This window comes from Curtobacterium sp. PhB128 (genome assembly GCF_004340725.1).
Lineage (GTDB): Bacteria > Actinomycetota > Actinomycetes > Actinomycetales > Microbacteriaceae > Curtobacterium.
This window is the reverse complement of sequence record NZ_SLUR01000006.1, coordinates 48,600-63,783: the sequence shown is the minus strand read 5'-3', so window position 1 is coordinate 63,783 and position 15,184 is coordinate 48,600. Positions and strand designations below refer to the sequence as shown.

Below are 15,184 nucleotides of genomic sequence, written 5' to 3'. Positions count from 1 at the left end.
GCGCCGGGAGCGCTCCTGCGGCCCGTAGGATGGTTCCGCGGACGAATCGATTCGATCGACGCCGCGATCACCTCCCCGCCCCTCACCGCCGAAGGACTCCTGCTCGTGACCGCGCCCGCCACCACCGGTTCGCTCCGGGTCGTCCTGCACCCCGGAGACTCACTCTCCCGTGGGCAGCGACTCGTCTACGTCTTCGTCCTGGGCGCCCTGACGGCGCTCGGGCCGTTCACGATCGACCTGTACCTGCCGGCGTTCCCGGCGATCAAGGAGCAGTTCGGCGTCACCGACGGCGCCGTGCAGCTGACGCTCACGGCGACGACGCTCGGGTTCGCGTTCGGGCAGCTGCTCGTCGGTCCGTGGAGCGACAAGGTCGGCCGCCGGCTGCCGCTCATCATCGCGACGACCGTGCACATCGCCGCGTCGATCGGCGCGGCGACCGCTCCCGACATCGAGCTGCTCGCGGTGTTCCGCGTGCTCCAGGGCATGGGCGCGGCCGCCGGCGGTGTCGTCGCGATGGCCACCGTCCGCGACCTGTTCGGCGGCAAGCCGCTCGTCCGGATGCTGTCCCGCCTGGCGATGGTGAACGGGCTGGCGCCGATCCTCGCGCCGCTCATCGGCTCGCAGATGCTCCAGTTCACCAGCTGGCGCGGCATCTTCGTCTTCCTCGCCTGCTACGGCCTGGCCGTGGTGATCGCGTCGATCCTGCTCATCGTCGAGACCCTGCCCCCGGCCCGTCGCCGCGAGGCCGGCCACTCCACGATCGGTCAGCGGTACAAGGCGCTGTTCTCCGACCGGATCTTCGTGGGGGTCGCGCTCATCGGGGCGATGGTGTTCAGCGGGTTGTTCTCGTACCTCAGCTCGTCGCCGTTCCTGTTCCAGGGCGTCTACGGACTCGACGCCCAGCAGTACGGGCTGCTCTTCGCGGTGAACTCGGTGGGCGTCGTCCTCGGTGTGCAGATCTCCGCGCGGTTGGCGCAGCGCGTCGGGCCGCAGTGGATCCTGGCGTGCTCGACGGCGACCCTGTTCCTGGCGTCGATCGCGATCATCGTGCTCGACCAGCTCGGTGCGGGGCTCGTGGGCGTGCTCGTGCCCCTGTGGTTCTTCATCGCGGCGTGTGGGTTCTCGTTCCCCCTCGTCCAGGTCATCGGCCTGGCCGCGCACGGCAAGGAGGCCGGAACGGCGGCGTCGCTGCTCGGCGCCCTGAACTTCGGCGTCGCCGGCCTGATCTCGCCGATCGTCGGTTGGCTCGGCATCACCACCGCGACCCCGATGGCGATCGTGATGGCCTCGACCTCGGTGATGGCCATCCTGATCCTGTGGTTCGTGGTGCGGCCCCGGACGGTCCCCGAGCTCACGCACTGACGGGTTCTCCACAGCTGCCCGGATCAGCCGGACAGCGGCCCCCGCGCGTCCATAGGCTGTGCCCATGAGCGACGCGGTGGAGCAGGCACGGGCAGCGGCCGAGGCCGCCAGGCAGGCAGCGGACGAGGCACGCCGGCTGGCCGACGAAGCCGTGCAGCGGGCCGAGGAGCTCGCCGCCGCACTCGCCGGACAGGAGGCCCGGCTCGCCCCCGACGCGGAGCCCACCTCCGCCACCCCACCGGCTCCAGAGCCCACCACCGCAGGATCCACCGCAGCCGTCCCGGACGACGCGACGGCGGCTCCCGACGTGGCCGTCCCGGCACCGGCGGACGCGCCTGCGGCCGGCACCGCGCCTCCCGGCAGTGGCGCAGCCCCGCTCGGGCCGGACGCCGTCGCCGCGATCCGCACCGGCTACACCGTCGAGGGGCAGGCGCTCGAACTCGGTGCCCTGGTGAACGGCGAGGCGCAGCCCGACGTCCAGGTCCGCATCCCGCTCGGCATGCTGAACCGGCACGGGCTGGTCGCCGGTGCGACCGGCACCGGCAAGACCCGCACGCTGCAGGTCCTCGCCGAACAGATCGCGGCGAACGGCGTGCCGGTCTTCGCGGCCGACATCAAGGGCGACCTGTCCGGGCTCGCGGTGGTCGGGCAGGGGAACGAGAAGCTGCTCGCGCGCACCGCGGGCATCGGCCAGCAGTGGCAGGGCGTCGCGAGCCAGGCGGAGCTCTTCTCGCTCGGTGGTCAGGGCACGGGCGTGCCGATCCGTGCGACGGTGTCCGGGTTCGGGCCGTTGCTGCTGTCGAAGGTGCTCGGCCTGAACGACACCCAGGAGTCCTCGCTCGGACTGGTGTTCCACTACGCCGAGCAGGCCGGGTTGCCGCTCGTCGACCTGGCCGACCTGCGGAGCGTGCTGACGTTCCTGGTGGGCGACCAGGGCAAGGGCGAGCTCGCCGAGCTCGGTGGTCTGTCGAAGCAGACCGCCGGGGTGATCCTGCGCGAGCTCATCACGTTCGCCGACAAGGGTGCCGACCAGTTCTTCGGCGAGCCCGAGATCGACACGCAGGTGTTCCTGCGCACGGCGGCGGACGGCCGGGGGATCGTCAGCTTGCTCGAGGTACCGGGCGTGCAGGACCAGCCCGAGGTCTTCTCGACGTTCCTGATGTGGCTCTTGGCCGACCTGTTCAACGAACTGCCAGAGGTGGGCGACCAGGACAAGCCGAAGCTGGTGTTCTTCTTCGACGAGGCGCACCTGCTGTTCAGCGGGGCGTCGAAGGACTTCACGGACCAGATCGTGCGGACCGTGCGGTTGATCCGGTCGAAGGGCGTCGGGATCTTCTTCGTGACCCAGACCCCGAAGGACGTGCCGAACGACGTCCTGGCGCAGCTCGGGTCGCGCATCCAGCACCAGCTGCGGGCGCACACCCCCGACGACGCGAAGGCGCTCCGGGCGACGGTGTCGACCTACCCGTCGAGCGACTACGACCTGGGTGAGGTACTGACCTCGCTGGCGACCGGCGAGGCGATCGTCACCGTCATGAACGAGAAGGGCGCACCGACGCCGGTCGCGTGGACCCGGTTGCGCGCGCCGCAGGGGTCGATGGACCCGATGCCCGCCGCCGAGATGCAGTCGCGGGTGCAGGCATCGCCGTTGCTCGCGACGTACGGCACCCGGGTGGACCCGGACTCGGCGCACGAGATGCTCGCGCGTCGGATGGAGGCAGCTGCTGCCGAGGCCGCGGCGGCGGACGCGCAGAAGGACGCAGCCCTCGCGGCGGCCGAGGCCGAGAAGGAAGCGGCGCGTGCTGCGGCGACCGCGGCCAAGGAGGCCGCGGCGCAGGCCAAGCTGGAGGAACGCGAGCGGGCTGCTGCGCAGAAGGAGTACGAGCGGACGCAGCGCGAGTTCGAGAAGGCCGAGCGGGCTGCGGCGTCGCGGCGTTCGGGCCGGTCGGGGCGGAGCACGCGGACGACGACCTCACGGAAGGCGGACGACCCGCTGTCGGACCTGCTCGGGTCACGGCTCGGCGGCACGATCGCGAAGGAGGTCGTGCAGGGGATCTTCTCGACGCTGCGCCGACGTCGGTGACGTCCGGCAGATCCGAGCGTCAGCGACCGAGCAGGCCGGTGAACTCGACGACGAGCAGACCCAGGACGACGAGTGCTGCCACGCCGCCGACGAGCAGGTAGGCCGGCCGCTGTTCGTACCAGGCGCGGCTCGACGGGTAGCGCTTCGCGAAGACCCGGGCCGAGACCGGACGTGCCTCTTCCGTCACCTGGACGCCCAGGGCGTCGACGACCTGGGCGAGCCCGTCGTCGCCCCACACGTCGGCACGGATTCGGAACAGGTGCGCACCCGTCGCGTCGAACGCCACGAGTTCGCGCATGGTTCGGTCGACCGAGCTGCCGTAGGTGGTGGCGAGCACCAGACTGTGCACGCGGTCGCGGGGGATCCGACGGTGCGCGGTGACCACGCCCCGGATCGTCAGGCCGTCAGGGTCGATGCCGATGTACGCCGTGCTCAGTCGGACGAAGACGACGCCCACGAGGACCGCCAGGGCGACGACCACGGTCGCGACCATCGCCCACGTCCGGAACGGGAACGACACCCAGACCAGGGCGACGGCGAGCGGCACGGCCGAGAACACGATGCTCAGCGCCGTCGAACGGACCAGGGACCGGCGGGGGCGGAGGACGACGTCGTACACGGTGGCACGCAGGTGCGGCGTCGCTGGCACCGTCATGTCCCCCATGCGCGTCTCCTGAACCCTCGGGTCTCCCGGGCACGCCGAATCGGCCGCCCTGCGAGCGACGCCCCTGCCGCTCGATGCACCGCGGTCGACTCGTCCCGGAGTCGTCCGCTCCGGCAAGCATAGGTGCACGACGGGGACCGGGGACAGCCCGTTCCACCCCGGATCGGCGTTTGACGGCCAGTCCTTGGCGAACAGGGGACAGACGGGTCCGCCGCGTGGGGGACCAGCCGGCGCGATCACGACGCGCGCCGCCCGGAACGACGAAGGCCCCGCACTCGGTGCGGGGCCTTGCTGGCGGAGAATGGGGGATTCGAACCCCCGAGGGCTTGCACCCAACACGCTTTCCAAGCGTGCGCCATAGGCCACTAGGCGAATTCTCCTTGTGCTGTCTCGCGACGGCGACACCCAATGGTACAGGTTCCCAGGGGTGCTCACGACCGTGTGTCGTCGAGGCCCGTGCTCCCAGTTGTCGTGACATGTCCGGCGACTACCCTGGAGCGCGTGTCGACCCGCATCTACATCACGTCAGCAGAAGGGCACACGGGCAAGAGCACCGTCGCCCTCGGTGTCCTCGAGACCCTCGCGCGCTCCGTCGGCCGCGTCGGCGTGTTCCGCCCCGTCGCCCGCTCGGTCGCCGAACCCGACTACGTGCTCGAACTGCTGCTGCAGCACACCGCGGTCGGGATCTCGTACGACGACGCCGTGGGGGTCACCTACGACGACGTCCACGCGGATCCGGACGCAGCGCTCGGCACCATCGTGAACCGCTTCGCCCAGGTGGAGCGGCAGTGCGACGCGGTGGTGGTGCTCGGTTCCGACTACACCGACGTCGGCAGCCCCACCGAGCTGTCGTTCAACGCGAAGGTCGCCGCGAACCTCGGTGCCCCGGTGCTCCTCGTCCTCGGTGGTCGTGACGCCGCCGAGCGCGGTGCCCGCACGCCCGAGGGGATGGCGCAGGTCGCGGACGTCACGACGAGCGAGCTGCGGGCGGCACATGCGCAGCTGTTCGGCGTCGTCGTGAACCGCGCCGACCCGGAGGCCCTCGCCGCGATCGTGGCGAGTGTCGAGCGGGCCGTGCACGACGACCACCCGGACGTGCCCGTTTGGGCGATCCCGGAGGACCGCGTCCTCGTCGCCCCGACCGTCCGCGCGCTGCTGCAGGCGACCGACGCGACCCTGGTGCGCGGGGACGACGCCCTGCTCGACCGCGAGGCACTCGGCACCGTCGTCGCCGGCATGAGCATGGAGAACGTCCTGCCCCGCCTGATCGAGGGCGGCATCGTCGTGGTCCCGGGCGACCGCAGCGACGTCCTCATCGCGACCCTGCTGGCGAACCAGTCGGACACGTTCCCGAGCCTGGCCGGCGTCATCCTGAACGGCGGGTTCGAGACCGCACCGCAGATCTCCCGGCTGCTCGAGGGCCTGTCGAGCTCGCTGCCGATCGCGCAGAACGACCTGGGCACGTACGACACCGCCCTCCGCATCACGCAGACCCGCGGGCGCCTGGCGGCGGACTCGCCCCGCAAGGCCGACCTCGCGCTGGCCCTGTTCGAGCAGCACGTCGACGCCGAGTCCCTGCGCGACCGCCTGCAGCTCACGCCGTCCGGCGTCGTCACGCCGCTCATGTTCGAGCACGGCCTGCTCGACCGGGCACGGGGCTACGGCAAGCACATCGTGCTGCCCGAGGGCGAGGACGACCGCATCCTCCGCGCGGCGTCCACGCTGCTCGCCCGCCAGGTCTGCGAGCTGACGATCCTCGGCGACCCCGCCGCGATCCGCACCCGCGCGACCGAGCTCGGACTCGACCTCGACGCCGCCCAGCTCGTGTCGCCGTTCGACCCCGAGCTCCGCGAACGCTTCGCCGAGGAGTACACCCGCCTCCGGGCGCACAAGGGCATGTCGATCGAGCTCGCGCGCGACACCGTCACCGACGTCTCGTACTTCGGCACGATGATGGTGCAGCTCGGACTCGCCGACGGCATGGTCTCCGGTGCGAAGCACACCACCGCGCACACCATCCGGCCGTCCTTCGAGATCATCAAGACCCGTCCGGACACCTCGATCGTGTCGAGCGTGTTCCTGATGGCGCTCGCCGACCGCGTCCTGGTCTACGGCGACTGCGCGGTGATCCCGGACCCGACGAGCGAGCAGCTCGCCGACATCGCGATCTCGTCGGCCGAGACGGCGACCCAGTTCGGCATCGACCCCCGCGTCGCGATGCTCAGTTACTCGACCGGCGACAGCGGCACCGGCGCCGACGTCGACAAGGTCCGCGCCGGTACCGCCTTCGTGCGCGAACGCCGCCCTGACCTGCTCGTCGAGGGCCCGATCCAGTACGACGCCGCTGCCGACCCGACGGTCGCGAGCACGAAGATGCCGGACTCTCCGGTGGCCGGCAAGGCGACCGTCTTCATCTTCCCGGACCTCAACACGGGCAACAACACCTACAAGGCCGTGCAGCGCTCCGCCGGTGCGGTCGCCATCGGGCCCGTCCTGCAGGGACTGCGCAAGCCGATCAACGACCTCTCCCGCGGCGCCCTCGTCAGCGACATCGTGAACACCGTCGCGATCACCGCGATCCAGGCCGGCACCGCGTCCGACGCGGCCTGACCTGCGCGACGCACACCGCGCCTCCCGTCCGGCCGACCAGGCCATGAGCAGAAAGCGACACCACCCGTGACCGCAGCCCTCGTCGTGAACTCCGGATCGAGTTCGTTCAAGTACCAGCTCATCGAACTCGAGGGGGAGCGCACGCTCGCCTCCGGGCTCGTGGAACGCATCGGCGAGTCGGCCGGCGCGTGGAAGCACACCAACGCGCTGACGGGGGAGTCGTCGTCGAACGACGCAGCGTCCGTGCCGGACCACGCCGCCGGGTTCCAGGCAATGATCGATGCGTTCGCCAAGGTCGGTCCGTCGTTCGAGGAACACCCGCCGGCCGTCGTCGGCCACCGCGTCGTGCACGGCGGCACCACCTTCGACCGCGCGACCGTGGTGACGGACGACGTCGAACGACAGATCGAGGCGCTCAACAGCCTCGCGCCGCTGCACAACCCGGCGAACCTCGAGGGGATCCGGGCCGCGAAGCAGGTGTTCTCCGACGTGCCGCACGTCGCCGTGTTCGACACCGCGTTCCACCAGACCATGCCGCCGCACGCCTACACCTACGCGATCCCGGCCGACCTTGCGGCGAAGTACTCCATCCGCCGCTACGGCATGCACGGCACGAGCCACAAGTACGTCTCCGAGCAGGCCGCGGTCTTCCTCGACCGCCCGCTGTCCGAGCTGAAGACCATCGTGCTGCACCTGGGCAACGGTGCCTCGGCCGCAGCGATCGACGGCGGGAAGTCGATCGAGACGTCGATGGGCCTCACGCCGCTCGAGGGCCTCGTCATGGGCACCCGCTCCGGCGACCTCGACCCCGCCGTCCTGCTGCACCTGCACCGCGAGGCCGGGCTGTCCTTCGACGAGCTCGACACCATGCTCAACAAGCAGTCCGGGCTGCTCGGCCTGACCGGCAACGGCGACATGCGCGACGTCCAGGACGCCGCCTTGAACGGTGACGAGGTCGCCGAGGCGGCGCTCGCCGTGTACCGCCACCGCATCCGTCGCTACGTCGGCGCCTACACGGCGCAGCTCGGCGGGCTCGACGCGGTGGTCTTCACCGCCGGCGTCGGCGAGAACAACGCGCTGCTGCGCCGGCGCGTGCTCGCCGGGCTCGAGCACCTGGGCATCGAGATCGATGCGGACCGCAACGAGCTGGGATCCCGGGAGGCCCGGGTCATCTCCACGGACACGTCACGTGTCGCGGTGCTCGTGATCCCGACGAACGAGGAACTGGAGATCGCCCGGCAGTCGGCTGCGGTCGCGCTCTGACGCGGAGCGCGCTGCGCGGTGCGCGCTGCGCTGCCTGGCGCCAGCACGGTGCGGCCTGGCTGGGCTGGTGCGGGGTTGGTCGCTGGGTGCGCGCTTGTAGCGCGGCACGGAGCGTGCAAGCTCGCACGGGGTGACGAGGTGCGCACGGTGCGGACGGGAGGCGCGGGGCGGGCTGGTGCCGTGCCTCCTGTCCGGCGCTGGGTTGCGGTCACCGCACGGTGCGGCCTGGGTGGGCTGGTGCGGGGTTGGTGGCTGGGTGCGCGCTTGTGGCGCGGCACGGAGCGTGCAAGCTCGCACGGGGTGACGAGGTGCGCACGGTGCGGACGGGGCGCGCGCCTCAGGACAGGGCGTCGAGGGCCGCGGGGATCGGCGTGTTCCCGCTCGTGACCTCGAACTGGACCCCGACGGCCGAGTCGTCGAGCAGCGCGTGCAGCACGACCGTGGCGACGTCGGCGCGGGGGATCGAGCCACGCGGCACGGTGCGCCCGACGTCGACCGTTCCCTGCGGCGGGGTGTCGAGCAGGGCTCCCGGACGCACGATCGTCCACCGCAGCCGTCGGGCGCGCAGGTTCGCGTCGGCCTCGGCCTTCGCCCGGAGGTAGACCTGGAACACGGCGGCGTCGTCCTTCGCAGGGACCACCGCGGCCTCGGCGTCGTAGGTGTCCGCCGCCATCGCCGACACCATCACGTACCGGTCGATGCCGGCGCGCTCCGCGGCGTCCGCGAGCAGGATCGCGCCGTCCCGGTCGACGGTGAGCTTGCGCTCCGCGCCGCTGTTCGGCCCGGCGCCGGCGGCGAAGACCACGGCGTCGACCCCGCGGAGGCGCAGTGCCAGGTCGTCGTCGCCGAGCTGTTCGAGATCCGCGACGATCGCCGTGGCACCCTGCTGCTCCACGTCGGCGACGTGCGCGGGGTTGCGGACGATCGCGACGGCGTCGTGTCCGGCGTCGGTGATCTGGCGGGCGAGGAGCAGTGCGATCTGGCCGTGTCCTCCGGCGATGGCGATCTTCATGTGTCAATCCTGCCCGGTCGCATCCGGTAGAGTTGTCGGCGGCTCCTCACGTGACGCCATCCAGGTGAACTCCCCCAGGGCGGAAACGCAGCAAGGGTAGCCGGGCTCTGGCGGGTGCGTGAGGAGTCTTTTCGTCGTTCGAGGCAACGCGCACAGACCTGTGGAGGGGCACGCGGGTGTCGGTCGTCCCGGCTACCCTGGTCGCGTGGTCACCGCCCTGTATCGCCGTTACCGGCCCGAGAACTTCGCCGAGCTCATCGGGCAGTCGCAGGTCACCGACCCGCTCCGCACGGCGCTCCGCACCAACCGCGTCAACCACGCCTACCTGTTCAGCGGGCCGCGCGGCTGCGGCAAGACGACCTCGGCCCGCATCCTGGCGCGGTGCCTCAACTGTGCCGAGGGGCCGACCGACACCCCGTGCGGCGTCTGCCCGAGCTGTGTCGAGCTCGCCCGTGACGGCAGCGGTTCACTCGACGTCATCGAGATCGACGCCGCGAGCCACAACGGTGTCGACGACGCGCGGGACCTCCGTGACCGCGCCGTGTTCGCCCCCGCGCGCGACCGCTACAAGATCTTCATCCTCGACGAAGCGCACATGGTCACCCCGCAGGGGTTCAACGCGCTGCTCAAGCTGGTCGAAGAACCGCCGGAGCACGTCAAGTTCATCTTCGCGACGACCGAGCCGGAGAAGGTCATCGGCACCATCCGGTCGCGCACCCACCACTACCCGTTCCGGCTCGTGCCGCCCGCCGTCATGCTCGAGTACATCGAGCAGCTCTGCACGCAGGAGTCCGTGACGGTCGCACCCGGCGTCCTGCCTCTGGTCGTGCGCGCCGGCGGTGGTTCCGTCCGCGACACCCTGTCCCTGCTCGACCAGCTCATCGCCGGCAGCGAAGACGGCGCGATCGCCTACGAGCGCGCGGTCGCCCTGCTCGGCTACACCGATGCCGCGCTGCTCGACGACGTCGTGGACGCCCTTGCCGTGGCCGACCCGGCCTCCGCCTTCGCTGCGATCGACCGGGTCGTGCAGACCGGTCAGGACCCGCGTCGGTTCGTCGAAGACCTGCTCGAGCGACTGCGCGACCTGATCGTCGTCGCGGCGACGAACGAGAGCGCCGCGGCGGTCCTGCGCGGTGTCTCGCCGGACGAGCTCGACACCATGACCCGGCAGGCCGGTGTCTTCGGTGCCACCGGGCTGTCCCGTGGCGCGGACATCGCGAACAAGGCGCTGACCGACATGACCGGAGCGACCTCGCCCCGGCTGCACCTCGAGCTCATGACGGCGCGCATGCTCGTGCCCGAGGCCGACGACACCCAGCGCGGTGCCCTCGCCCGGGTCGAGCGGCTCGAACGCCGCGTCGGTGTCGGGGACGCCGGCGGCCACCAGGCACCGTCCGGCGCGGTCGCGGCGCAGGGGTCGGCACAGCTGGCCGCCACCAGCACGGCGCCCGCTCCGGCCCCGTCGTCGACTGCGGCACCGCGTCGGCAGGAGCCCGCCGCGCAGCATGGCCCCGCCGCCCAGCAGGTCCCGGCCGTCCAGCAGGCCCCGGCGGCGCAGCGGGAGCCCGCCGCGCAGCAGGCTCTCGCCGCGGCGTCGGCGAACGCGGCTCCGACGGCGCAGTCCGACGCCGGCAGTGCGGCACGCGACGCCGCAGCCTCCTGGGCTGCAGCCGTCCCGAGCGCTCCCGAGCCCGCTGCTCCGACCACCGAGCAAGTCAGTGCTTCGTCCACGGGCCAGGGCACGACGATCGGTGACGAGCCGGCGGTCCGGACCGTCGGCGCCGTGGGCTTCCAGCAGATGCGCGACGCCTGGCCACAGATCGTCGAGCACGTGCAGCACGCCAAGCGGTCGGCGTGGTCGGTGGTCGTCACCGCACAGGTGACCGCGCTGCGCGACGACGTGCTGACCCTGACCTTCCCGAGCCAGCAGGACGTCGCCTCGTTCAAGGAGATGTCCGACCCCTCGGCCAGCGTCAGCGAACTGCTCCGCGCCGCGATCATGGACGTCATCGGGCTCCGCGTGAAGTTCGTCGCCCGCGGTCCCGGAGGCCCGGGTCAACAGCGCACCCCGGCTCCCACGCAGCAGCCGTCCGCGCCGGTCGGCCGTCCGGCGCCGGCGAGCCAGCCCGCTGAGCAGGCGCAGCCGCAGTCGCAGCCGCAGCCGCAGACGTCGTCGGCGCCGCAGTCCGCCGCGCCCGCTCCGACGTCGGCCCCGGCCCCGGCCTCCGAGGCCGCTGCAGCCACCGGGGACGGTCCGGCCGCCCCTGCTGAGGCCGCCGCCTCCGCAGCGCCCGACACGACGGCGGCACCCGAACCCGCGGCGTCCACGCCGGAGTCCGGTCCCGCCGCCACCGAGCCGGAGCCCCGTCCGGCGCAGGCACCCGCTCCGGCGTCGGCACCCACTCCCGAGCAGGCGCCGGCCGCCGAGCAGGCGCCGGCCGCCGAGCAGGCGCCGGCTCCCGCTGCTGCGTCGGCACCTGCTCCGACGCAGGCACCCGCTCCCGCGCAGGCGCCCGCACCGTCCGGCGCACCCGTCACCGACTGGGCGGTCGCGACGATCCCCTCGAGCGACCCCACCGCCGACGCCGTGCCCGAGTCCGTCGAACCCGGCTGGGCGGCACCCTTCGGCACCGCTCCGGCCGCCGCGCCCGTCGCCCCGGCCGAGTCCGTCGACCCGCAGCAGCCCCGGTCCGAGGCGCCTGCGCAACCCGCCGGTGCCACTGCACCGCAGGGGGTGCAGCCGACCGACGGTGGCCCGCAGGCGGCGTCGTCGACGGTCGCCGCGCCTCCCGGAGGACCCGTCGTACCGGGCGTGCCCGTCGACGACTACCCGCTGGACGACGAACCGTACGACGACGGCGCGCCGTTCCCGGACCCCGGTCACGGCCGATCCGCCGCAGCGCCCGCGCAGGCGCCGGCCGCCCCGCGCGCGCAGACCGCCCCGCCGGCCGCGCCGCGGACCGCACCACCGGCGCGTCGTGCGCCGGTCGCCGGTCGCTACGGCGAGGCCGTCGTGCGTGAGATCCTCAATGCCCAGTTCATCGAGGAGACCGCTCTCCACCAGGACGGTGCCTGATGTACGACGGGATCGTCCAGGACCTCATCGACGAGTTCGGTCGCCTGCCGGGCATCGGCCCGAAGTCGGCGCAACGCATCGCGTTCCACATCCTGCAGACCGAGTCGTTCGACCCGTCGCGGCTGTCCGAGCTGCTGGCGGACGTCAAGGAGCGCGTGCGCTTCTGCGAGATCTGCGGCAACGTCACCGAGAACGTCCAGTGCAGCATCTGCCGCGACCCGCGCCGGTCGCCGGCCACGATCTGCGTGGTGGAAGAGGCGAAGGACGTCGCGGCGATCGAACGCACCCGTGAGTTCCGCGGGCTCTACCACGTGCTCGGTGGCGCGATCAGCCCGATCGACGGCATCGGCCCGGACGACCTGCGGATCCAGCAGCTCATGACGCGCCTGGCCGACGGCACGGTCGAAGAGGTCATCATCGCGACCGACCCCAACCTCGAGGGCGAGGCGACGGCGACCTACCTGAGCCGGTTGCTCGTCCCGATGGGCATCCGGACGACCCGGCTGGCCTCGGGCCTGCCGGTCGGCGGCGACCTCGAGTACGCCGACGAGGTCACGCTCGGCCGTGCGTTCGAGGGCCGTCGCGTCGTCGGCGGCTGAGCCCCACGCAGGATCGTTGCGTGTGGGGCGGCTCGCACGCAACATCCTCGAAACACCGACTACCATTGTGAGACCGCGTGACCTCGCGGTGTCGCCGTCTCCGGGAGTACCAGCCAGTGGCCTTGATCGTGCAGAAGTTCGGTGGATCCTCCGTCGCGGACGCCGAGAGCATCAAGCGCGTGGCGAAGCGGATCGTCGAGACGAAGAAGGCCGGCAACGACGTCGTCGTGGCGGTGTCGGCGATGGGCGACACCACCGACGAACTCGTCGACCTGGCGCACTCGGTCACCCCGATCCCCGCCGGCCGTGAGCTCGACATGCTCCTGACCGCGGGGGAGCGCATCTCGATGGCGCTGCTCGCGATGGCGATCAAGAGCCTCGGGGTCGAAGCCTCGTCGTACACCGGCAGCCAGGCGGGCATGCTCACCGACGCGCAGCACGGCAAGGCGCGCATCGTCGACGTCACCCCGAAGCGCGTGCGCGAGGCGCTCGACTCCGGCCACGTCGCGATCGTCGCGGGGTTCCAGGGGTTCAACCGCACGACGGGCGAGATCACCACGCTCGGCCGGGGCGGCTCGGACACGACGGCCGTCGCCCTCGCCGCCGCGCTCGACGCCGACGTCTGCGAGATCTACACCGACGTCGACGGCATCTTCACCGCCGACCCTCGGGTCGTGCCGAAGGCCCGCAAGGTCGACCGCATCACGAGCGAGGAGATGCTCGAGCTCGCGGCGTCCGGCGCCAAGGTCCTCTACATCCGTGCCGTCGAGTACGCCCGCCGGCACGGCGTCACCCTGCACGTCCGGTCCTCGTTCAACAACACCGAGGGCACCATCGTCTACAACCCTGCCGAGGGGGCAACCGTGGAAGAACCGATCATCACCGGGATCGCCGGAGACCTCTCCGAGGGGAAGATCACCGTCGTGGGCGTCCCGGACCAGCCGGGCAAGGCCGCCGAGATCTTCACCAACGTCGCACGCGCCGGGGCGAACATCGACATGATCGTCCAGAACGTGTCGGCGGCGTCGACCGGGCGGACGGACATCTCGTTCACCCTGCCGAAGGACCAGGGCCAGACCGTGCTCACGGCGCTCGAGGTCGCGAAGTCCGACATCGGCTACGAGAGCATCCAGTACGACGACCAGATCGGCAAGCTCGCCCTGGTCGGTGCCGGTATGCGCACGAACGCCGGCGTCTCGGCGAAGCTCTTCCGCGCGCTGCACGACGCGTCGATCAACATCGAGATGATCTCCACCTCGGAGATCCGCATCTCGGTCGTCACCCGCGCCGACACCCTCAACGAGGCGATGCGGGTCGTGCACAACGCGTTCGACCTCGACGCCGAGGCCGAAGCCGTCGTCCACGCCGGCACCGGCCGCTGACCCACGCTGACCCGCTGAACCAGGAGCACCGCATGAGCACCCTCACCGTCGCCGTCGTCGGCGCCACCGGACAGGTCGGCGCCGTGATGCGTCGTCTGCTCGAAGAGCGCGCGTTCCCGGCCGACCAGGTCCGGTTCTTCGCGAGTGCCCGGTCCGCCGGCACGACCCTGCCGTTCCGCGGCGAGCAGATCGTGGTCGAGGACTCCGAGCTGGCCGACCCGTCGGGCATCGACATCGCCCTGTTCTCGGCCGGTGCCACCGCCTCGCGGGCCCTCGCGCCGAAGTTCGCCGCAGCCGGGGCGCTCGTCGTCGACAACTCGAGCGCCTGGCGCATGGACCCCGAGGTCCCGCTCGTCGTGAGCGAGGTCAACCCGCACGCGATCGACCAGGCCCCCAAGGGGATCATCGCGAACCCCAACTGCACCACCATGGCGATCATGCCGGTGCTCAAGGTGCTGGACACCGAGGCCGGGCTCCGCCGTCTGGTCGCCACGACCTACCAGGCCGTCTCCGGCTCCGGGCTCGCCGGCGTCGAGGAACTGCTCGGCCAGGCGCGTGCCGCCCTCGAGCAGGACACCGCAGCGCTCACCCACGACGGTTCCGCGGTGACGTTCCCCGAGCCGGTCAAGTACGTCCGCCCGATCGCCTTCGACGTCGTGCCGCTCGCCGGCAGCATCGTCGAGGACGGTCTGGGGGAGACCGACGAAGAGAAGAAGCTCCGCAACGAGAGCCGCAAGATCCTCGAGCTCCCCGACCTGCTCGTCGCCGGCACGTGCGTGCGAGTGCCGGTCTTCACGGGCCACTCCATCTCGGTGCACGCCGAGTTCGAGCGTCCGCTGTCGCCCGAGCGTGCGACCGAGATCCTGTCGAGCGCTCCCGGCGTGGAGCTGTCGGACGTGCCGACGCCGCTGCAGGCCGCCGGCAAGGACCCCGCGTTCGTCGGGCGCATCCGTGCCGACCAGTCCGCACCCGAGGGGCGTGGGCTCGCACTGTTCGTCAGCAACGACAACCTGCGGAAGGGGGCAGCGCTCAACGCGGTGCAGATCGCCGAGACGATCGTCGCACGCCGCACCGTCGCCGCGTAGCGGCAGGGTCGCCGCGGAGCGGCACGGCCGCACGGTCACCGCGCGCGG

Annotated in this window: 10 protein-coding genes, 1 tRNA gene and 1 other RNA gene; 9 read left to right on the top strand and 3 right to left on the bottom strand. The window is 71.8% G+C overall.

Translation table 11 applies throughout. The features are described from left to right. Window positions 1–105 precede the first annotated feature (105 nt). Window positions 106–1,362: a multidrug effflux MFS transporter gene (locus tag EDF23_RS11635; RefSeq protein WP_111084464.1), complete on the top strand. Its 1,257-nt coding sequence runs from the start codon at window positions 106–108 to the stop codon at window positions 1,360–1,362. A gap of 64 nt (window positions 1,363–1,426) precedes the next feature. Next, window positions 1,427–3,445 carry a helicase HerA-like domain-containing protein gene (locus EDF23_RS11630; protein ID WP_131921736.1) on the top strand — a complete coding sequence of 673 codons (2,019 nt, stop codon included), beginning with the start codon at window positions 1,427–1,429 and terminating at the stop codon, window positions 3,443–3,445. Window positions 3,446–3,464: 19 nt separating this feature from the next. On the opposite strand, the gene EDF23_RS11625 is transcribed toward EDF23_RS11630, so the two are convergent. Together EDF23_RS11625 and EDF23_RS11620 are read right to left on the bottom strand one after the other, a co-directional pair. Beyond that, window positions 3,465–4,109 carry a hypothetical protein gene (locus tag EDF23_RS11625; protein WP_123292133.1) on the bottom strand — a complete coding sequence of 215 codons (645 nt, stop codon included), beginning with the start codon at window positions 4,107–4,109 and terminating at the stop codon, window positions 3,465–3,467. A 292-nt stretch (window positions 4,110–4,401) separates the two neighbouring features. Then, window positions 4,402–4,489, bottom strand: a tRNA-Ser gene (locus EDF23_RS11620). Between the two features lie 121 nt (window positions 4,490–4,610). On the opposite strand from EDF23_RS11620, the gene pta reads away from it, so the two are divergent. Both pta and EDF23_RS11610 read left to right on the top strand, forming a co-directional pair. Continuing rightward, a complete protein-coding gene (gene pta / locus EDF23_RS11615; RefSeq protein WP_123292134.1) occupies window positions 4,611–6,719 on the top strand; it encodes a phosphate acetyltransferase in 2,109 nt (702 codons plus the stop codon). Window positions 6,720–6,785: 66 nt separating this feature from the next. Next, on the top strand, window positions 6,786–7,982 hold the full coding sequence (locus tag EDF23_RS11610; protein ID WP_131921735.1) for an acetate kinase: 1,197 nt from the start codon (window positions 6,786–6,788) through the stop codon (window positions 7,980–7,982). Between the two features lie 337 nt (window positions 7,983–8,319). On the opposite strand, the gene EDF23_RS11605 is transcribed toward EDF23_RS11610, so the two are convergent. Next, window positions 8,320–8,994 carry an SDR family oxidoreductase gene (locus EDF23_RS11605; protein ID WP_131879251.1) on the bottom strand — a complete coding sequence of 225 codons (675 nt, stop codon included), beginning with the start codon at window positions 8,992–8,994 and terminating at the stop codon, window positions 8,320–8,322. Between the two features lie 37 nt (window positions 8,995–9,031). Here EDF23_RS11605 and ffs point away from each other — a divergent pair. From ffs to EDF23_RS11580, 5 genes are all read left to right on the top strand, one after another. Further along, an RNA gene (ffs, locus tag EDF23_RS11600) (signal recognition particle sRNA small type) lies at window positions 9,032–9,128 on the top strand. A 71-nt stretch (window positions 9,129–9,199) separates the two neighbouring features. Next, window positions 9,200–12,070, top strand: coding sequence for a DNA polymerase III subunit gamma and tau (locus EDF23_RS11595; protein ID WP_131921734.1), 2,871 nt, complete (start codon window positions 9,200–9,202; stop codon window positions 12,068–12,070). Beyond that, entirely contained in the window at window positions 12,070–12,669 is a 600-nt protein-coding gene (gene recR, locus EDF23_RS11590) for a recombination mediator RecR (protein ID WP_111084231.1), read from the top strand. The genes EDF23_RS11595 and recR overlap by 1 nt, the downstream gene beginning before the upstream one ends. A 116-nt stretch (window positions 12,670–12,785) precedes the next feature. After that, a complete protein-coding gene (locus EDF23_RS11585; RefSeq protein WP_131921733.1) occupies window positions 12,786–14,051 on the top strand; it encodes an aspartate kinase in 1,266 nt (421 codons plus the stop codon). 32 nt (window positions 14,052–14,083) lie between these two features. Beyond that, entirely contained in the window at window positions 14,084–15,136 is a 1,053-nt protein-coding gene (locus tag EDF23_RS11580) for an aspartate-semialdehyde dehydrogenase (RefSeq protein ID WP_131921732.1), read from the top strand. The last annotated feature ends 48 nt before the right edge of the window (window positions 15,137–15,184 follow it).